Origin of the sequence: Corallococcus sp. AB011P, assembly GCF_003611605.1 — a bacterium.
GTDB lineage: Bacteria > Myxococcota > Myxococcia > Myxococcales > Myxococcaceae > Corallococcus > Corallococcus coralloides.
On sequence record NZ_RAVX01000001.1, the window covers coordinates 649,009 to 667,921 of the forward strand.

General features: G+C 71.0%; 15 protein-coding genes. 10 read left to right on the forward strand and 5 right to left on the reverse strand.

What is annotated here, in order from left to right; genetic code table 11:
* Positions 1-142: 142 nt before the first annotated feature.
* Complete coding sequence (locus tag D7X30_RS02825) at positions 143-1,540, reverse strand: TolC family protein (RefSeq protein WP_120561261.1); 1,398 nt, start codon at positions 1,538-1,540, stop codon at positions 143-145.
* A 202-nt stretch (positions 1,541-1,742) separates the two neighbouring features.
* On the opposite strand from D7X30_RS02825, the gene D7X30_RS02830 reads away from it, so the two are divergent.
* Positions 1,743-2,231: a MarR family winged helix-turn-helix transcriptional regulator gene (locus D7X30_RS02830; protein WP_120561262.1), complete on the forward strand. Its 489-nt coding sequence runs from the start codon at positions 1,743-1,745 to the stop codon at positions 2,229-2,231.
* 42 nt (positions 2,232-2,273) lie between these two features.
* On the opposite strand, the gene D7X30_RS02835 is transcribed toward D7X30_RS02830, so the two are convergent.
* From D7X30_RS02835 to D7X30_RS02850, 4 genes are all read right to left on the reverse strand, one after another.
* Entirely contained in the window at positions 2,274-3,068 is a 795-nt protein-coding gene (locus tag D7X30_RS02835; protein ID WP_120561263.1) for an energy transducer TonB, read from the reverse strand.
* 17 nt (positions 3,069-3,085) lie between these two features.
* Complete coding sequence (locus tag D7X30_RS02840; protein ID WP_120561264.1) at positions 3,086-3,523, reverse strand: biopolymer transporter ExbD; 438 nt, start codon at positions 3,521-3,523, stop codon at positions 3,086-3,088.
* A gap of 3 nt (positions 3,524-3,526) precedes the next feature.
* Positions 3,527-4,219 carry a MotA/TolQ/ExbB proton channel family protein gene (locus D7X30_RS02845; RefSeq protein ID WP_120561265.1) on the reverse strand — a complete coding sequence of 231 codons (693 nt, stop codon included), beginning with the start codon at positions 4,217-4,219 and terminating at the stop codon, positions 3,527-3,529.
* A gap of 218 nt (positions 4,220-4,437) precedes the next feature.
* Entirely contained in the window at positions 4,438-5,430 is a 993-nt protein-coding gene (locus D7X30_RS02850) for an aldo/keto reductase family protein (RefSeq protein WP_120561266.1), read from the reverse strand.
* A gap of 120 nt (positions 5,431-5,550) precedes the next feature.
* Here D7X30_RS02850 and D7X30_RS41550 point away from each other — a divergent pair, with 120 nt between their 5' ends.
* The 9 genes from D7X30_RS41550 to D7X30_RS02890 all read left to right on the forward strand — a co-directional run bounded on the left by D7X30_RS41550 (position 5,551) and on the right by D7X30_RS02890 (position 18,806).
* Positions 5,551-6,087, forward strand: a complete 537-nt coding sequence (locus tag D7X30_RS41550) for a group-specific protein (RefSeq protein WP_147443080.1) — start codon at positions 5,551-5,553, stop codon at positions 6,085-6,087.
* A 471-nt stretch (positions 6,088-6,558) separates the two neighbouring features.
* Complete coding sequence (locus D7X30_RS02855) at positions 6,559-8,112, forward strand: hypothetical protein (protein WP_120561267.1); 1,554 nt, start codon at positions 6,559-6,561, stop codon at positions 8,110-8,112.
* 19 nt (positions 8,113-8,131) lie between these two features.
* Positions 8,132-9,130, forward strand: a complete 999-nt coding sequence (locus D7X30_RS02860; protein ID WP_199724148.1) for a MoxR family ATPase — start codon at positions 8,132-8,134, stop codon at positions 9,128-9,130.
* A complete protein-coding gene (locus tag D7X30_RS02865; RefSeq protein WP_120561268.1) occupies positions 9,123-10,892 on the forward strand; it encodes a hypothetical protein in 1,770 nt (589 codons plus the stop codon). The genes D7X30_RS02860 and D7X30_RS02865 overlap by 8 nt, the downstream gene beginning before the upstream one ends.
* Positions 10,889-11,875, forward strand: a complete 987-nt coding sequence (locus tag D7X30_RS02870; protein WP_120561269.1) for an ABC transporter ATP-binding protein — start codon at positions 10,889-10,891, stop codon at positions 11,873-11,875. Before D7X30_RS02865 ends, D7X30_RS02870 begins: the two co-directional genes overlap by 4 nt.
* Positions 11,872-13,395, forward strand: coding sequence for an ABC transporter permease (locus D7X30_RS02875; protein WP_120561270.1), 1,524 nt, complete (start codon positions 11,872-11,874; stop codon positions 13,393-13,395). The genes D7X30_RS02870 and D7X30_RS02875 overlap by 4 nt, the downstream gene beginning before the upstream one ends.
* 5 nt (positions 13,396-13,400) lie before the next feature.
* Complete coding sequence (locus D7X30_RS02880) at positions 13,401-14,252, forward strand: DUF58 domain-containing protein (protein ID WP_199724149.1); 852 nt, start codon at positions 13,401-13,403, stop codon at positions 14,250-14,252.
* 82 nt (positions 14,253-14,334) lie between these two features.
* On the forward strand, positions 14,335-16,068 hold the full coding sequence (locus D7X30_RS02885; RefSeq protein WP_120561272.1) for a BatA and WFA domain-containing protein: 1,734 nt from the start codon (positions 14,335-14,337) through the stop codon (positions 16,066-16,068).
* Positions 16,065-18,806: a VWA domain-containing protein gene (locus D7X30_RS02890; protein WP_120561273.1), complete on the forward strand. Its 2,742-nt coding sequence runs from the start codon at positions 16,065-16,067 to the stop codon at positions 18,804-18,806. Before D7X30_RS02885 ends, D7X30_RS02890 begins: the two co-directional genes overlap by 4 nt.
* Positions 18,807-18,913: the final 107 nt, after the last annotated feature.

Consider the following 18,913-nt stretch of genomic DNA (forward strand, 5'->3'; position numbering starts at 1 on the left):
TTCCCTCCTCGTGGAAACGGGTCCTACAGAGGAGGGTGGGGCCGGTGCCGGACCCCCACAACGAAGCACCTGCTTCCCGCCCGGGAGGGCAGGGGACCCGGCGCCCTGGAGCGGGCGCCGGGAATTCCACGTCACACCGCGCCTACTGCTGGGGCGCGGGCTGCTGCGGGGCCGGCTGCTCCTGGGCGGGCTGCGGCTGGACCGGCTGGGACTTCGGCGCGCCCGCGCCGGGCTCCGCGCCCAGGGCGGCCGCTTCCTTCTTCACCGAACCGGACTCGAAGGAGCCCAGCGAGTTGAGCAGGCGCAGCGCGGCGAGCGACGCCTGGAGGCGCTCGGACACGAAGCCCACCTCCGCGTTGGTGAGCGCGGTGTTGGCGTCCGCGACCTCCAGGTAGGTGGCGACGCCCGCCTTGAAGCTCACGTCCGTCAGGCGGTTGGACTCGCGCGCCAGCTCCAGGGCCTCCTCGGCCTTGGAGCGGTTGGCCAGCGCGTTCTCCAGGTCCAGCTTGGAGCGCCGCACCTCTTCCTTCACGCGGGCCTGCGCCAGCGCCTGGGTGACGGTGGCCTCGCGCACGCGCGACGACGCCTCGGAGAGGTTCGCCTCACGCAGGCCGCCGTCGAACAGCGTCCAGCTGGCGCCGAAGGTGATGGCCCAGGTCTCGTTCTGGCCGGTGAAGCCCGCCGCGTTCGCGATGCGGTAGGCGCCCGTCACGCCCAGCGTGGGCAGGTAGCTCAGGATGACGCCCGTCTTGTTGATGCGGCTGAGCTTCAGGCCCACTTCCGCGGCCTGCACGTCCGAGCGCTCCTGGATGGCCTGGTTGACCAGGTCGTCCGGCGACGCCTGCGCGGGCACCGTCGGCTCCGGCGGCGGGGCCAGGTCGAACTCCGGCTCGCGCTGGATGAGCGTGCCCAGCGCCAGCTTCAGGCCCGCGAGCGCGTTCTTCGCGCGCACCAGGTCCTGCTCCGCGCGCGAGCGGTCCAGCTGGGCGCGAAGCAGCGCCACGCGCGTCACCGTGCCCGCGTCGAACCGGGCCTGGGTGTCCTTCTCCCGCGCCTGGTTCAGCTCCAGCAGCCGCTCCTGCGCGCGCAGGGCTTCCTGCTGCGCCGCGGCGCCGTAGTACGCCTGCGCCACGCCGAAGAGCACCTGCCGGCGCGCCGTCTGCGTGTTCAGCTCCGCCAGTTGCACGGACTTGTAGGAGGCCGCGATGCCCGCCCACAGCTGCGGCGCGATGATGGCCTGCCGCGCCTCCAACTGCGCGCCCTTCTGGATGAGCGGCTGGATGGTGATGTCCACCGGGGCGATGGGCCCCGCCGGGATGATGGCCGCCACGTTGTTGCGCGTGAGGGAGGCTCCGGCGGTGATGGTGGGCAGGTAGCCCGACCAGGCCTTGCGCGTCGCGAGCGATGCCTGCTCGAAGCGCTCCTGGGCAATTTTCAAATCGAGGTTCTGCTGGCGGGCGGACTCCAGGGCCTCATCCAGCGTCAGTACGGGCGCCGCGGCCAGGGTAGCCGACAGGGACAGCGCCAGAAGGGTACTCATACCGCTCGACCTCCTCACCGACCCGCGGGAGCGCGAGGCGGATCCGTCCTAGGGACGACTGCGTTGCGTCCTCTACCCGACCTTGGCGCGGCGTTGAAGTAATCCGCACTGTCGGATGTTGGAATATGCGGAATGTAGTAGCCGTCAATGGTTGATGATGTCAATTGTTTATGTGTGCCCGATGACTTAACGTAACTTCACTATGAACGGTTTCAGCGACGGTCCTAGCGAGCAGGTGATGCGCCAGTCGGCGGCCACCACCGACCTGTCGGGAGGTGGGAGTGGGTTGCCGGAGCAGGCGTGGACGCTCCTCTTCGAGCTGCTGCACACGCACATGCGCAACTTCCCCGCGCTGGCGGCGGAGTTCGACCTGTCTCCCGTGCAGGCGCACGTGTTGAGGCAGCTGGGCGAGGGAGCGCTCGCCATGAGCACGCTCGCCCACTACCTGTCGTGTGACGCGTCCAACGTGACGGGGCTGGTGGACCGGCTGGAGGCGCGCGGGCTGGTGGAGCGCAAGAGCAGCGAGCAGGACCGCCGCGTGAAGATGCTGGTGCTGACGGAGGCCGGCGCGCAGCTGCGCGGCCGGCTGATGGCGCGGCTGAGCGCGCCGCCGCCCCTCATCGCCGCGATGCCGGACGAGGACCTGGCGGCGCTGCGCGACATCATGCGCCGCGCGCTCAAGACGCAGTAGGCGACGGGCTGCCCCGGGCCGGAAGACTCCGGGGCGCCACTGTCAGTCCAGCAGGAAGGTGTACGAGTACTTCATCTCCGTGGCCACCGCTTCGCCGCCCTTGATGGCGGGCTTGAAGCGGAAGCGGCGGATGGCGTCGCGCGCGGCCTCGTTGAGGCCGTAGCCGGGCCCGGAGATGACCTTCACGTTGCTCACCTTGCCCTCCGCGTCGATGGCGATGGACAGCGTGACGGTGCCCTCGATGCCCGCGCGGCGCGCCTCGTCCGGGTAGGGAATCTTCACCTCGGACGCGACCGACGGTTCCGAGTCCACCTGGTACACGGGCACGTACTTCGGCGCGGAGTAGCCCTTCACGTCCTGGGGCGCCTTCGCGGTGCCGTTGGCCTTGCCGTAGGCGGTGTTGCCCACGGGCGCGGCGAAGGAGCCCGCGCTGGTGGTGGACGACATGGTCATGCCCACCACGAGCGGCGGCGGCTTCGCGGACGGCTCCGGCGGCGGCGTGTCGTTGGGCGGCGGCGGGGCCTCCGTCGGGGGCGGGGGCTTGGGCGCCTCCGCGACCTTGATGGGCGGCGGCTTCACCTTCACCTTCGGGGGCGGCGGCGGCTTGGGCTCCTCCGGCTTCTCCTCCGGAGGCGGCGGGGGCGGCGGCTTCTGCACCTCCACCATGACCATCTCCACCGGCTTCTGGATGGCCGCGAGCTTGCGGCCCTCCAGGGTGGAGAGAAGCCCGAAGCCCACCCCGTGCAGCGCGAGCGACACGAGGACGAACACGAGCAGGAACCGCGTCGAGCGGTCGCGCTGGGGCAGGGAAGAGGGGTCGAGGACCGCCTGGCTCATCGTCGCTCAGCCTCGTGTCAGGGCGTGGCGGGCGCGGCCCGGGGAGGGGCGGCGTCCTTCTCGATGTTGAGGGCGAACTTCGCGATGCCCTGGCCCTTCACCACGTCGATGAGGCGCATCACGCGGCCGTAGGCGAGCGTCTGGTCCGCGCTGATGATGGCGCGCGTGTCCTTGTCCTTGGCCACGGCCTCCGTCACGCGGCGGGACAGGTCTGCTTCCGTCACCTCCGCGCCGTCGAAGTAGAGCTTGCCCTCCTTGTCGAGGACGACGTTCACCAGGCCCTGCACCGTCTCACCGCCGTTGGCGGCGCGGGGCAGGTCCACCTCCACCGTCTCGCGGACGATGAAGTTGGCGGTGACCATGAAGATGATGAGCAGCACCAGCACCACGTCCACCAGCGGGGTGACGTTGATGCCTGAGATTTCCTCGTCGCTGTCGTTCGCGCCGCCGGCCATGGGCTAGTTGCCCCCCGCGGCGCCCGGCTTGCGCGCCTTCATGGCGCCCACGAGCGCGTGGCCCAGGGCGGTGGTGCGGCTGGTGAGCGTCTTCAGCTGGCGGTTGAAGATGTTGAAGGCGACCACGGCGGGGATGGCGACGGCGAGGCCCACGGCGGTGGCGACGAGCGCCTCCGAGATGCCGGCCATCACCGTCTGCTGCATGGCGCCGCCCTTGGTATTCATGGCGCCCAGGTCGTTGAAGGCCTTGATGATGCCGAGCACCGTGCCGAACAGGCCGATGAACGGGGCGTTGTTGCCCAGCGTGCCCAGGATGGACAGGCCGCGCTCGTACTGGGGGCGCTCGCGGGCGACGGTGGACGCGATGACCTGCTCCACGGTGTCGGGGCCCTGCGGCGCGGAGGCCAGGGCCTCGCGGATGACGGAAGCCTCCATGCCCTTCTGGTTCTTCACCTCACCGGCCACGGCGTCGAACTCGCCGCGCGCCAGGCGCACCGCCAGGGCCTCCGAGTTGGGCAGCCGGTGGCGCGAGAAGTAGACGGCGCGCTCCAGCATCACCGCGATGGAGATGATGGACAGCGACACGAGCAGCCAGAGCACCCACTCGGCGCTGCCCAACGTCACCCCGAGCAGCTTGCTGCTCAACCATCCGAGTTCGGGTTGGGCCGCCTGGGCCAGGAGGAAGAAGGACGTCATGTGGGAAATGCCCGGTTCAAGAGTGGGACCGCTCTAACGCGCGGCGCAGTCTCTTGTTCCCCCCGACTCAAAAGTCAAATGGAACGGGGTGGAGTTCACCCCGCTGTCGCGCGCCATTGGACGGGCGCGGCGAAACCAGGGCGCGGATGTCATATCTCGGGCACCGGGAGGGACGGGCGTTGGAATGCCTGCCCCGCCGGGCGGGCGACCGTCGACTTTCAGGGCCTGCGGTTGGGGCTGCTGGTCTGCGCGGGGTCGCGCTCCACGACGGGGCCGAGGATGGTGTCGATGCGGCGCAGGAGCTCCGCGTCCAGCTTCACGCCGGTGGCCTTCACGTTGTCGAGCACCTGCTCCGGCTTGGACGCACCGATGATGGCGGAGGAGACGCTCTTGTTCTGGAGCACCCAGGCGATGGAGAGCTGCGCCATCGACAGGCCTGCCTCCTGGGCCAGCGGCTTGAGCTGCTGGACGCGGGTGAGCACGTCGTCGGTCATGAAGCTGGTCATGAACTGCGAGCCCGGGGTGGCGGCGCGGGTGTCCGCGGGCGGGGGCTTGCCGGGGAGGTACTTGCCTGAGAGCACGCCCTTGGCCATCGGGGACCAGACAATCTGGCCCAGGCCTTCGGCGTCGGAGGTGGGGATGACCTTGGACTCGATGACCCGCCAGAGCATGGAGTACTGAGGCTGGTTGGAGATGAAGGGCACGCGCAACTCGCGGGCCAGCTTCGCGCCGGCGGCGATCTGCTCGGCGGTCCATTCGGAGACGCCGATGTAGAGGGCCTTGCCCTGGCGGACGATGTCCGCGAACGCGAGCATGGTCTCTTCGAGCGGCGTCTCCGCGTCGAAGCGATGGGCCTGGTAGAGGTCCACGTAGTCCGTCTGGAGGCGGCGCAGCGAGCCGTGGATGGACTCGATGATGTGCTTGCGCGACAGGCCGCGGTCGTTCTGGCCGGGGCCGGTGGGCCAGTAGACCTTGGTGAACAGCTCATAGCTTTCACGGCGCTGGCCCTTGAGGGCGCGGCCGAGCACGGCCTCTGCCTTGGTGCCGGCGTAGACGTCGGCGGTGTCGAAGGTGGTGATGCCCGTGTCGAGCGCGGCCTTCACGCACGCGATGGCGGCGTCCTCCTCCACCTGGGAGCCGTGCGTGAGCCAGTTGCCGAAAGAAATCTCGCTGACCTTCAGACCGCTGCGACCAAGGAATCGGAAGTTCATAGGGGGCGGCACACTAACCGCCGTCTGTTGGGGTCGCACGGGTTCAGGAGAAGCAGCGGTGGAACCAGGCGACGAAACGTTGAGCTTCGGGCGAGTCGTGGCCCAGGACCTTCAAATGGCATGGCCTCGAAAGTCGTGGACCCGACGACGCCGGGGTTGCCTCTTGTATGGTCGGAGTTGTTTGAAGAAGCCGCTATCCCAGGGGAGGTGGGTTCAGTGATGCAAGGTGTTGGTTTGGAGGAAGAACAGCTGATCGTTGTTGCTGTGCGGTTTGGCGACGAATGGAGATGGTACCGGAGCGAGCGGGATTGCTGGGTGTTGGACCAAACAAAGTGGCGCCGCGCGTTCATGGATGCCGGACATGCCGTACCTGATACGGGGTTTGCTGAGCGTTTTGGCATCGCTGTGGCTGATGGGACGGCCGTGTTTATGTTTCTAAGCCATATGGAAGCTTTTAGGGTGTTTCGGGACGAGTTGAGAACGCGTCTGGTTGAGGCTTCGCGGACGGCAAGCGAATGGTGGGACGTAGCTTCCTGCTTTCCAACTCTGTTGGTTGACTTTGACGGGCGTGTGCTTGTCTCGGCTTACGCGGAGAGCCCGAGATTTGAGGAATATGTCCCGGATGGATGGCATGGGCAGTATGGAGATTTTTTTTGAGCGGTTGCCTGATGCTGAGAGGTACTGGATTATCGATGGCGAGGACTTGTTGAAGCGTTTCTCCGGGTAGAGACCTGAAGGTTCCCCTCCGCCGGCGAGTTGAGCGTCATCCGCTCGCTGGATGGCTGGGTGCGGCGCAGCTGACAGTCGAGCAAAGAGTGCGTCCACCATGAGGCGCAACGTGGCCATTGAGCTTGCCCGTGTTGTCGGCACCTACAGCGAGCTGACGCGGGTCCGACCCTCGACCTTGAGATTTCGGAGGGAGCGGAAGTGCTGGATCCGCAGGGACGTCAGCATGGGGAAGCTCCGGCAGAGGCAGGCTCCGTCCCTCAGCACAGGGAAACCGGTCATGGTTTCTCATGACGCGAGAGGCTGGTCACCCTGCTCTCCCGACCGTCCGCGGCGGGATTCGACTGTTCCCGGGCTTGGCTTGTGAACAGTGGGCCGGGTGGCTGACACTGGCTTCCACGCATGGCCGCCAGTGACGAACGCCGCTTCCAGTCCCTCGTGCTCGCGCCCATCCGGCGCGTGCAGCGGCGGCTCAATGGGGTCGCCTGGGCTGGCGCGGGCATCGCTCCTCTTTGGGCTTTGGCCACCGCTTGCGTGCTGTCCCGGCTGCTCTTGCGCGACCGGGTGGTGTGGGCCCTGCCGCCTCTTGTCGTCGCGGGGCTGGCGTGGTGGTTCGTTCGCGCGCGGTCGCGGGGCGTGTCGCTGGAGTACGCGGCGGTGCTCGCGGATCGCTCCGCCAACGCGGGGGGCCTATTGCTCACGCGACTGGAGCGCCCTGTTGGCGAGTGGGAACTGAGCCTCAACCAGTTCGCTCAGCAGGTGAAGCCTCCGGAGGTTCCCTGGCGCCGGCCCGTGGGCGCGCTCCTGGGCGCGCTCGTGTTCCTCGCCGTGGGGTTCGTTGTTCCGCTTCCGGCCCTGCGCACTTCGAACATCAACGCCGCCGCCGCGACCCAGGTCGCCGCCGTGCAGGCCCAGGCCGAAGCCCTGGCTCGCGAGGAGCCCCTGGGCCCTGACGTCGAGGAGGAACTGCGCCGGCTGTCGGAAGAAGTCGCGCAAGGGCGCTTCGACTCCGCGGATTGGGAAGCCTCGGATGCCCTGGAGCAGCGGCTTGCTGAACGCGCCTCCGAGGCCGCCGCCGAGCTCAACCGTGCCTCTGAGGCCGCCGCTGAATTGGAGGATGCGCTCGCCGCCGCTGGTGGTGCGGAAGCCGCCACCCGTGAGCGTGAGTCGCTGGAGCAGGCGCTGATGGCACTGGATGCGCGTGCCAGCGGGAACGCCGAGGACTCCGCCGACGGTGATCAGGATGCCCCCGAATCCGAGCGGAGCTCCCAGGGCCAGGGTGCGGACGGAGAGAACGGCGGCGACAAGCAGGGCTCACAGCAGCAGCAGGGCTCCGGTGATTCATCCCGCGAGGCCCAGGCCCGCGCTTCGGCTCGCGCCCAGGCCTCCGGCTCTCCGGATCAGATCTCCGACCTGCGCCGCACACTGGAGCGGCGGCAGCAGTCGCTGGCCCAGCGCTTCGGAGAGGAAAACGCGTCGCGAGGGAACCGCGGCGCCCAGGCCCGGCGTCCCACCCGGCGTCAGCAGTCCGGTCAGGGGCAGAAGGGCCAGAAGGGACAAGGCCAGGGCGAGGACGGGCAGGGCGAGGGTGAAGGCGAAGAGGGCGACGGCGAGGGACAGCAGGGCAGTCAGCACGCGAGCCGGAACACGCGGCAGGGCAAGGGTGAGGGCGCGGGGACGAGCCGGGGCGGAGAGAGCCAACCGCTCGTCTTCGGTGGCGAGGCGGAGATGGATCCGAACCGGCTCGCGTTCCAGCCGCTGCCGGAAGGCAATGGCGGCGAGGCGGAGGAGTTGTGGGGCCTTCGCGCCGCGGATCCGCGGGCCCGCACGGGGCAGGCGGGGCCGTCCAGCGTGAAGGGCACGGGCGCGAAGGGCGATGCGACGGCGGGACCGACCTCCGGTCCGCTGCTGCCTCGCAACCGCGACCTGGTGAAGCGGTACTTCGGTGGTCCGTAGGTAAGAAGGGGGAAACGACGTGGCAGCGGAGCTTCTGAGTCCCGCCGAAGCGCAGGGCGCGGCGGACGTGGCGTCCCGGCTCAAGGCCGGGCTCAACCAGGTGATGCTCGACCAGGAGACGGTCGTCGAGCAGGTCGTGACGGCGGTGCTCGCCCGGGGCCACGTGCTCCTGGAGGGCCTGCCCGGCCTGGGCAAGACGGAGCTGTGCAAGGCCCTGGCGCGGCTGTTGTCGCTGCCCTTCCGCCGCATCCAGTTCACCCCCGACCTCTTGCCCGGCGACATCACCGGCACCTACGTGCTGGAGGGCGAATCGCGCCGCGACTTCGTCTTCCGCGAAGGCCCCCTCTTCGCGAGCCTCGTGCTCGCGGACGAAATCAACCGCTCCAGCCCCAAGACGCAGTCCGCGCTGCTGGAGGCCATGCAGGAGCGGTCCGTGACGGTGCTGGGCCAGACGCGGCCCCTGCCCGACCCCTTCTTCGTGCTCGCCACTCAGAACCCCATCGAGCTCGAAGGCACGTACCCGCTGCCCGAAGCGCAGCTGGACCGCTTCCTCTTCCGCATCCTCGTGCCGCCCGTGGGCGCCAAGACGCTGCGCACCCTGCTCACCACGCGCGTGCGCGGTGCGCCTCCCGCGCAGGAGCCGGTGCTGGACGCGGAGGGGCTGTCGCGCCTGTTCGCCGCCGTGGACCGCGTGCACCTGCCCGGCCCGGTGGCGGACTTCATCGGCCGGCTGGTGGAGGCGTCCGACCCGCGCCAGCCTTCCGCTCCGGAACCCGTGCGCCGCTTCGTGCGCTTCGGCGCGAGCCCTCGCGCGGCGCTGGCCCTGGCCGCCGCGGGCCGTGCGCGCGCGCTGCTCGAGGGCCGGCCCAACGTGGGCTTCGACGACGTGGTGGCCGCCGCGCCCGCCGCCCTCAACCACCGCCTGGTGCTCGCCTACGAGGCGTCGCTGGAGAAGGTGTCCGCGCCGGACGTGGTGCGCGAGCTGCTCAAGGCCACGCCCGAGGTGCCCCGTGGCTAGTCGCGCGCCCCTGGCCTTCGCCGTGCTCCTGGGGGCCCTGCTCTGGACGGGCCTGCCGGGCATTCCCGGTGGGACGGCGGCGTTCGCGACCAGCCCTCCAAAGGCGGTGGAGGTGCGGGAGGCGGAGCCTCAAGCCAGCGGCTACCGCGAGGTGGTGGAGACGACGGAGAACCTCCCCACCGAGGGCGACCTCAAGGCCACCGTGCGCGTCGTCACGCTCGTGCCGAACCGGGGCTTCACGCCCATCCAGGTGACGGTGCACAACAACGGCGGCCAGCCGCGCCCGGTGCGCCTGTCCATCCACTCGCAGGGGCGCATCATGGAGCGCTCGCTGGAAGTGGGTCCCCGCGAGCGCACCGTCACGTGGCTGCTGATGCCCGCGGACCTGCAGTCGGGGACCCTCAACCTGGACTCGCCCGGGATGGACACCGCGTCCCGGGGCTTCTACCTGGACGGTTACCGGGGCGCCCGCGTGATGGTGCTGGGCGACGTGAAGTCCTTCGAGGCGGCGACCGGCCTGAGCCGCGCGCCGGAGAACAATGAGCCGCTCGTCGCCACGCGCTTCGTGGAGCCGCGCACCGCGCCGCGCGAGCTGGCGGCCTACGCGGGCTACGACGCGGTGCTGGTGGCGGTGCCGGCGGACCAGGTGCCCGACGACGTCTGGGCGGTGCTGGAGACGTTCGCCGTGACCGGCGGAAGGCTGGTGCTCGACCAGCCCCCCGCGAATCCGCGCCTGCGCTTCCCGCTGCTCCAGGATGAGAAGGCGGAGCTGTCACCCTACGGCTTCGGCTTCGTGCGCCAGTTCCGCGACTGCCGGAAGCAGACCCCGGGCTGCGGCTTCCGACTCTGGGAGGACACGGAGCGGTCTCCGGCCGTGGTGGAGCCCGCGGGCCCGCCGCCCCGCTGGGAGCGCCACGACCTGCTCAGCGATGGGCGCCTGCCGCTGCTGTCGAGCGCCCGCGCGCCCGTGGGCCGCTTCCTGCTGCTCATCTTCCTCTTCGTGCTCGCGGTGGGGCCTGGCGGGTGGGTGCTCGCGCGGCGCAAGGGGCCGCTCGCGGTGCTCATCGCCGTGCCCACGCTGGCGGTCCTCACGAGCCTGGGGCTGGTGGCGTGGTCCGTGCTGGTGGATGGCTTCAGCCTGCACGCCGCGCGCTACAGCCTCACGCTGCTGGACCGCGAGCGGTCTCGCGCGGTGACGGTGGGGCTCAACGCCTGGTACGCGAACCTCGCGGAAGAGAGCGTGCGCATGCCCGCCTCCAGCGTGCTGCTGGCTCCGACGGCCCCCGAGGATCCGCCGCGCTTCCTGGACTGGACGAACGGGCTGGTGGTGAAGAACAGCTTCCTGCCCTCGCGCAGCTACCGCGAGTGGGGCGAGGTCGCGGTGGTTCCCTCGCGTGCGCGACTGACGGCGCGCAAGGCCGACGGCGGCGTGCGGGTGCAGAACGCGCTGGGGGCTCCCCTGAAGGGCGGCGTGTTGAAGCTGGACGGCCAGTTCTGGGACCTGCCGGAGCTGGCGGACGGCGCGGAGGGGCTGGCCACGCCGCGGGAGGCGAAGGTCGGAGACGAGGACCTGTTGGGCCTGGAGCACGAGCCACGCATGCGCTTCCAGGACGCGGTGGCGCCCCTGGTTCGGGAGCTGGAGGACGGGACGTTCGTGGCGCGGCTGGGCGGGCGTGGCTTCTCGCCCACGGCGGCGCTGGACGTGGAGCTGGAGGCCGCGCTGCACGTGGTGCGCGGTCAGGTCGAGGAGGCACGACGATGAGCCTGCTGGAGGTGAAGGGGCTGCGGCGCGACTACGGGGCGCTGCGCGCGGTGGACGACGTGTCGTTCACGCTGGAGGCAGGCGGCATCCTGGGATTCATCGGGCCCAACGGCGCGGGCAAGAGCACCACGCTGCGCATCCTGGCCACGCTGGACGTGCCCACCGCGGGCACGGTGCTGCTGGACGGCACGTCGCTGGTGGACGCGCCGGATAGGGCCCGGCCGCTGCTGGGCTACATGCCGGACCGCTACGGCACCTACGACGACGTCACCGTGAGGGAGTTCCTGGACTTCTTCGCGCGTGCGTACGGGCTCAAGGGCGCGCAGCGCAAGCAGCGGGTGGACTCGGTGATGGAGTTCACGGGGCTGGGGCCGCTCTCGCACAAGCTCACCACGGAGCTGTCCAAGGGCATGCGCCAGCGCGTGGCCCTGGGGCGCACGCTGCTCCATGACCCGCGGCTGCTGCTGCTGGACGAACCGGCGGACGGGTTGGACCCGCGCGCGCGCATCGAGCTGCGGGAGCTGCTGCGCGCGCTGGCGGATCAGGGCAAGGCGGTCATCATCTCCAGCCACATCCTCACGGAGCTGGCGGAGATCTGCGACAGCTGCGTCATCATCGAGCAGGGGCGACTGCTGGCCCAGGGCAAGGTGGAGGACCTGCTGCGCCAGAGCGCGGGCCCGTCCCGCGTGATGGAGCTGACGGTCCGGCTGGCGGCGCAGGGCGACGAGGGCGAGGCGCTCTGGTCGCGCACGGAGCGCACGCTGCTGGAGCAGCCGCGCGTGAAGGACGTGGCGCGCGATGGCGGCGCGCTGCGAGTGCGGCTGGAGCTGGAGGCGGACGCGGGGCCGGCGCAGGCGGAAGCGGCCGCGGCGGCGCTGCTCGCGGCGCTGGTGTCGCAGGGGCTGCCGGTGTGCGCGTTCAGCCCGCGCGAGCGCAACCTGGAGGACGCGTTCATGACGGTGACGAAGGGGAGGGTGGCGTGAGCACGCAAGCGAGTCCCGCGTCGGGCGCGGCCGAGTCCGCTCCCGCGCCCGGTGTCCCCGCCGCGGCGTCCGACCGTTGGGAGAGGTGGGGCGACCGGCTCAACCCGCTGGTGGTGAAGGAGGTGCGGCAGGGGCTGCGCACGCGCATCTTCTGGGTGAGCTTCGGGTTGCTGCTCGCGGCGTGCCTGGTGCTGTCGCTCATCGCTTTCGCGAACACGCACGACAGCACGTACACGCGCGAGGGGCGGTCGTACTTCTTCTCCTTCTTCGTGTGCCTGGCGCTGGTGCACTTCGGCCTCATCCCCTTCAACGCGTACCGCTCCCTGGCGCGCGAGCGTGAGGACGAGACGTGGTCGCTGCTCTTGCTCACGGGGCTGGGGCCCCGGCGCATCCTGCGCGGCAAGGTGGCGTCCTTCCTGGTGCAGGCGGTGCTGTACGCGTCGGCGGTGGGGCCGTTCCTGCTGTTCAGCTACTTCCTCAACGGCATCGACCTGCCCACCATCCTGATGGTGCTGCTGTTGGGCGGGGCGTGGATGGTGTTCCTCACGCTCGTGTCGGTGTGCGCGGCGACGCTGGCGGACAGCCGGATGGGACGGGCCGCGGTGCGTTTCGCGCTGGTGGCCGTGCTGGTGGTGACGTTCTTCCAGGCGCTGACGTTCACCTTCGTGGTGACGAACGAGCGTGGCAGCGGGTTCTCGTTCGACCGGAACTTCTTCCTGGGGCTGGGCGCGGCGTTCTGGCTCCTCGTATCGGACGGGTGGCTGGTGTTCGAGACGGCGGTGGCGCGGCTGTCGCTCGTGACGGAGGACTACACGCGCCATCCCCGGCGGGCGTTGGTGGTGCAGGTGTTCCTGACGTTCGTGGGGATGACGGCGGTGTGGTGGCTCCTGGACCGGGATGACGACATCCCCGGGGTGATGGGCATCCTCGGAGGGCTGCACCTCATCTTCGTCACCCTCTTCATGGCGACGGACGTGGACGGTCAGTCGCGGCCGCTGCGCGCGGGCACTCGGGCATGGACGCTGTTCAAGCCCGGGGCGCTGCGCGGCTTCCGGCTGTCGGTGCTGCTGCTCGTGGGGTGGGCGGTGGGGTGTGGGGTGTTGCTGTGGCTGTCGGATGGGTCGACGAGCAGCCTGCGGATGGGGATGTCGCAGGCGGCGCTGGCGCTCTATGGGGTGCTGTACCTGTCGGTGGCGCTGCTGTTGGGGCGGATGCCGCGCTCGGGGCGGTTCGCGTCGCCGGTGTCGGTGCGGTTGCTCTACGTCCTGGTGGGAATCCTGGGGGCGGGCGTGCCGCCGCTGCTGGCGGTGTTCCTGAACCTGGAGGGGCGCGATGAGCTGCTCAACCTGCTCAACCCGATACTGGGGACGGTGAACTTCGGCAGGTACGACTACAGCGACCCGAGCGGTCTCAAGATGCCGCCGGAGCTGCTCCTGTGCGTGGCGCTGGTGGCGTTCCTGTCGGCGTTCGCCGCGGACCGGGTGCTCGCTGAGCGCGAGCGGCGGGCCCACCAGCAGTGAGCGCGATGTTGGATGAGGCGGAGGTGGCGCGCCTGTCGCCGGGGTTGAGCCTGGCGCTGCCGCGCCTGCCGCAGCGGGGACGGGTGGGCGAGGTGCGCGCCACGTCCGCGGGCAGCGCGATGGAGCTGCACGACTTCCGCGCGTATCAGCCGGGGGATGACCTGCGGCAACTGGACTGGAACGCGGTGGCGCGCACGGGGGAGCTGGTGCTGCGCGTGCGGCAGGACGAGGTGTCGCCGCGTGTGGAGGTGGTGCTGGACGGTTCGCGCAGCATGGGGCTGTCGCCTCGCAAGGCGGCGGGGGCGCGGGAGGTGGCGCTGCTGACGGTGGAGGTGGGCGGGCGGCAGGGGCTGACGCCGACGCTGCTGTGGAGCGGGGCGCGGTCGGAGCGGGTGCAGGGGCCGGCGTGCCGCGCGGCGCTGCGAGGGGCGGAGTTCGAGGCGCGGGATGATCTGGCGTCGGCGTTGGGGCGGCTGCCGCCGTTGCGGCCGTGTGGCCTGCGGGTGGTGGTGAGCGACTTCCTCTTCGAGACGGACCTGGAGGCGCTGTGCGCCCGGCTGTCGCGAGGAGCGTCGGCGCTGTTCCTGGTGCAGGTGCTGGACGCGGAGGACCTGGAGCCCTCGGGCGGCGAGGGCGCGCGGCTGGTGGACGCGGAGAGCGGCGTGGCGCTGGAGGAGTTGCTGACGGACGGTGTGCTGGCCGCCTACGCCCGCCGCTTCGCGGAGCACCAGCGTGCGCTGCGAAGCGCGGCGGTGCGAGCGCGGGGAACGCTGCTCACCATGAACGCGGCGGAAGGGTTGCGGGCGCAGGTGGCGGGACCGCTGCGCGCGTTGTTCGTGGCGGGAGGCGGGGCGTGAGCCTGGGGACGAACGGCGTGGAGCGCGGGGCGTTTCGCTCTGACGTGCGCGATGGCGGGCGCACTCGCGTGTGGAGCGTGGCGTGAGCTTCGGACTTCCCTGGGGGCTGCTGGCTCTGGGCGCGCTGGTGCCGCTGGTCGCGGCGTACTTCCTGCGCCGCCGGCAGAAGCCGGTGGTGGTGAGCGCGCTGTTCCTGTGGCGCACGCCGCGTCCTCGAGCGGAGGGCGGGCCCCGGTGGGAGCGCTTCACGCGTGAGGCGTCACTGTTGCTCGAGGCGCTCGCCGTGCTGGCCGCCGCGCTGTACCTCGCGGACGTGCGGCTGGGGGAAAACGCTCGCCGCCGTCACCTGGTGCTCGTCGTGGATGGAAGCCTGTCCATGTCCGCGCGGACTCCGGATGGCATGACGGTGCTGGAGCACGTGCGCACGGAAGCCGCGAAGCGCGTGGAGTCGGAACGCGCGACGCACGTCACCGTGCTCGCGAGTGGCGTGGCGCCCCAGGTCCTCGCCGGGCCGGAGGCCGATGCGTCGCGAGCCCTGGGCGCGCTGGAGTCCTTCGAGGCGCGCGGTCCGGACCATGACGTCACGGCATCACTCCTGTGGGCGCAGGAGCTGGCGGGCCCCGGCAAGCGCGTGCACTTCTTCACCGACGCGCCGCCCTCCGAGGACACGACCGTGCCGCCCTCCGTGCGCTGGACGGCGCTGGGCCGCTCCCAGGGCAACGTGGCGGTGGTCTCCGCGCAGCGGCGCGACGAAGGTGGCCGGGCCACGGTGACGCTGCGGGTCGCTCGCTTCGGGCCGGGACCTTCGGAGATTGAAGCACGCGTGCGCGCGGCTCCCGGGCCGGGCGCGCGTGAAGGCACCGAACGCACGGAGCGCATCGCCTTGCCGGAAGAGGGCGCCGCGACCGTGCGCCTCACGTTCCGCGAGGCCGGCGACGTGGAGGTGTCACTGCCGGACGACGCGCTGCCCGAGGACGGACGCGTGCGCCTGCCCCCGTCCCCCGTGATGCCGGTGGCCGTGGGGCTGACGGAGGGCCTGTCACCCGCGTCGAAGCAGGCGCTGGAGCGCTTCCTGGCGGTGTCTCCCGAGGTGGCGCACGGCCCTCCTGTTCCCGGCGCGCCGGTGCTGTCTGTTGGCCCCTCGCGCGCGGAGGCCCGCGTGACGCTGGGCGCGGAAGGACCGCTGCGAACCTTCGTGGGGCCGTTCTTCACGGAGAAGGGCAGCACGCTGATGGACGACGTTCAGCTCTCAGGCGTGCGGTGGACGGCGGGCGCGAACCCTCCGGGCCGTCCGTTGATGACCGCGGGCGAAGCCGTGCTCGTGTCGGAAGAGGAGGGCGGGCGGCTGCACCTCAACGTGGACCTGGCTCGCTCCAACCTCCAGCGGACCCCCGCCTGGCCCGTGTTGCTGGGCAATGTGGTGCGCGAAGCGCGGCGGCTTCGCGAGGGTTTCCCCCGGCGTCAGCTCAACCTGGGCGAAGCGCTCTCCGTGGTGACGGAGGCCGGTGCTCGTTACGCGCTGAAGGGGCCTTCGGGCCGCAAGCCCGTGTTCGGCGCGGGCTCGTTGAGCCTGCCCGCGCCCACGAGTCCCGGCCGCTACGTGCTGGAGCGCGAGGGCCGCGAAGTGGACTCGCTGGAGGTGCTGGCGCTGGACGCGCGGGAGTCGGACCTGCGTGGCCGGGGCAGCGCGGACGTGGCCTCGAAGGAAGCGGGCGAGGACTCGGAAGGGAACAGCGGCCATGAGCGCGCCCGCTGGCCCCTGCTGGTGCTGCTGGCCGCGCTGCTGGCGGACTTCTACGTCACGAGGAAGGCATGACCTTCACCCTTCCCCAGGCGTGGCTGCTGCTGTTGCCGCTGGGCCTCTTCCTGTGGCGCTACGGCCGGAGGCCCGGCCCGCCCATGGTGCTGCGGTGGGTGCTGCTGGTGCTCGGCGTGGGCGCGCTGTCCGGGCCGGAGCTGCGGCTGGCGAACGCGGGCAGCGACGTGGCCGTGGTGGTGGACCGTTCGCGCTCCATGCCGCTGGACGTGGACCGCGTGGCGCAGGAGCTCATTTCTCTGGTGGAGTCCCAGCGCCGGCCGGGCGACCGCGTGGGTGTCATCACCTTCGGCCGCGAGGCGCGGGTGGAGTCCCCGCTGTCGGAGTCAGGCCGGTTCGGCGGATTCACTCGGCCGGTGGACGCGGAGGCTTCGGACCTGTCGGCCGCGCTGGACGCGGCGGGCGCGCTCATTCCCCCCGAGCGCACGGGCCGGGTGCTGGTGGTCTCCGACGGCCGATCCACCGGCGCGGATGCCCGGGGCGCGACGCGGCGGCTGGCGGCGCGGGGCATCGCGGTGGACTACCGGCAGGTGTCCCGGCCGGAGCCCGCGCTGGACGTGGCCGTGGTGTCGCTGGACGTGCCCGCCACGGTCTCCGTGCGCGAGCCCTTCCAGTTCTCCGCCGTGGTGCAGGCGACCTCGGCCGTCACCGGCACCGTGCGTCTGGAGCGCGACGGGAAGGTGCTGGTGAAGGGGCCGTACGACTTCAAGCCCGGGCCCAACCTGCTGCCCCTGCGCGACCTGTTGGAGGAGCCGGGGCTCGTGCACTACCGGCTCACGGTGGAGGTGCCCGGAGACGGCGTCCCGGAGAACGACGTGGGCGTGGGCGTGCTGCGCGTGGAGGGGCCGCCGCGCGTGTTGCTGCTCACCGCGCAGCCGTTGGGCACGTTGGCGAAGGCGCTGGCGGCGACGGGCATGGCGCTGGAGGTGAAGGCGCCGTTCCACCTGTCGCTGGAGGCGCTCGACGGGGTGGGCGTGGTGGTGCTGGAGAACGTGGACGCCAATGCTCTGGGCGAGACGGGTTTGAACGCGCTGGCGAACTACGTGGACCAGGCAGGTGGCGGGCTGGTGATGACGGGAGGGCGGTCGAGCTTCGGTGAGGGCGGCTATCGGCGCTCGCCCTTGGAGCCGCTCTTGCCCGTGTCATTGGAGATGCGCGAGGAGCAGCGGCGCGCGTCGGTGGCGATGAGCGTGCTCATGGATTCGAGCTGCTCCATGGGCATGCAGGTGCCGGACGGGCGCACGAAGATGGAGCTGGCCGCGGAGGGCGTCACGGCGGCGCTCACGTTGCTCAACGCGAATGACGAAGCTTCCGTGCACATGGTGGACACGGAGCCGCATGAAATCTTTCCCTTGAGTCCGGTGAGCAAGGGGCTGCCGTTCGACCAGGTGGCACGAGGCTTCAGTGGAGGCGGGGGCATCTACGTGGGCACGGCCCTGCGCGCGGGCAGCAAGGAGATCCTCCGCAGCGAAAAGCCCACGCGGCACGTGGTGCTGTTCTCCGACGCGGCGGACTCCGAGGAGCCGGGCGACTACCAGGAGACGCTGGCGGCGCTGCGAGCGGCCAACGTGACGGTGTCGGTCATCGGCCTGGGCAAGCCCACGGATCCGGACGCGGACCTGCTGCGCGAGGTAGCCCGGCGCGGCGCCGGGCGCATCTACTTCGCGGAGGACGCCATGAGCCTGCCGCGCATCTTCAGCCAGGAGACGCTCGCGGTGGCGAGGGCCACGTTCGTGGACGAGCCCGCGTCGTTGGAGGCCGCGCCGGACCTGCCGCTGTTGGGGGCGCTGCCGACGACGGGCCTGCCGCAGGTGGGCGGCTACAACCTCACCTACCTGAAGCCCCAGGCGAACGTGGCGCTGCGCACGTTGGACACGAACGCCGCGCCGGTGCTGGCGCTGTGGCCGCATGGCGCGGGGCGCACGGTGGCGCTCACGGCGGAGGTGGACGGCAGGTACACGGGCGAGTTGCGCGAGTGGAGCGCGCTGCGGGCGACGTTGGAGGCGGTGGTGCGCTGGTCGATGGGGCGTCCGACGCCGAAGGAGGAGGCGGTGGTGCGCTCGGAGCGCCAGGGCAACGTGCTGCGTGTGACGTTGGACCTGCCGCCGGGTGAGCCGATGCCGGGCGCGCTGCCCACGGCGGTGTTGCTGGCGGGTGACGGGCGCTCCGGCGTGGAGAAGCCGCTGCACTGGGAGGACGAGGACCGGCTGGTGGTCGAGTACCCGCTGACGGGCAGCGGCACCTGGCACCCGGTGGTGAAGTGGGGTGGGCGCGTGTTGAGGGCGCCACCCGTGGCGCTGCCGTACGCGCCGGAGTTCGAGCCGGGCAGCGCGAAGGAGGGCCTCAAGCTCCTGCGAGCGCTGGCGGCGGTGGGCGGAGGCCAGGAGCGACTGTCGATGACGGGCCTGTTCGCGGAGGCGCCGGAGTCGGAGGGCCGTGTGGCGTTGGCGCCCTGGCTGGTCGCGTTCGCGCTGGCGGCGATGTTGGCGGAGGTCGCGGTGCGCAGGTTCCTCTCCGCGCCGCGAGTGCGTGCGGCGCGGGAAAAGCCCGTGAAGGAAGCCAGCGCACGTGAGCCCATGCCAGCACCACGCACGGATGTGAAGCCCTCCGCGACGACGCCCAAGCCTGTTCAGGAGGAACCCGCCGAGCAGAAGCCGGAGCCTCCGAAACCGCCCGCTGGGGTGGACTCCGCGCTGGAGGCCGCGAGAGCGCGGGCACGGCGTCGCACGGGGCGCTGATCCGACGTGCTCGGGCGCGCGAGCACGCGCGCGGCGCCAGGTTCCTCGAGCGCCACGCTGTCCACAGGAGGAGAAGGGAGAACCCCGCTGGGGCTGCCCGGCAGCGG

Coding starts and splice junctions, on each gene's coding strand:
- D7X30_RS02825 (WP_120561261.1), bottom strand. CDS start 1,540: ATGAGTACCCTTCTGGCGCTGTCCCTGTCGGCTACCCTGGCCGCGGCG.
- D7X30_RS02830 (WP_120561262.1), top strand. CDS start 1,743: ATGAACGGTTTCAGCGACGGTCCTAGCGAGCAGGTGATGCGCCAGTCG.
- D7X30_RS02890 (WP_120561273.1), top strand. CDS start 16,065: ATGACCTTCACCCTTCCCCAGGCGTGGCTGCTGCTGTTGCCGCTGGGC.
- D7X30_RS02870 (WP_120561269.1), top strand. CDS start 10,889: ATGAGCCTGCTGGAGGTGAAGGGGCTGCGGCGCGACTACGGGGCGCTG.
- D7X30_RS02855 (WP_120561267.1), top strand. CDS start 6,559: ATGGCCGCCAGTGACGAACGCCGCTTCCAGTCCCTCGTGCTCGCGCCC.
- D7X30_RS02835 (WP_120561263.1), bottom strand. CDS start 3,068: ATGAGCCAGGCGGTCCTCGACCCCTCTTCCCTGCCCCAGCGCGACCGC.
- D7X30_RS02840 (WP_120561264.1), bottom strand. CDS start 3,523: ATGGCCGGCGGCGCGAACGACAGCGACGAGGAAATCTCAGGCATCAAC.
- D7X30_RS02845 (WP_120561265.1), bottom strand. CDS start 4,219: ATGACGTCCTTCTTCCTCCTGGCCCAGGCGGCCCAACCCGAACTCGGA.
- D7X30_RS02850 (WP_120561266.1), bottom strand. CDS start 5,430: ATGAACTTCCGATTCCTTGGTCGCAGCGGTCTGAAGGTCAGCGAGATT.
- D7X30_RS41550 (WP_147443080.1), top strand. CDS start 5,551: ATGGCCTCGAAAGTCGTGGACCCGACGACGCCGGGGTTGCCTCTTGTA.
- D7X30_RS02880 (WP_199724149.1), top strand. CDS start 13,401: ATGTTGGATGAGGCGGAGGTGGCGCGCCTGTCGCCGGGGTTGAGCCTG.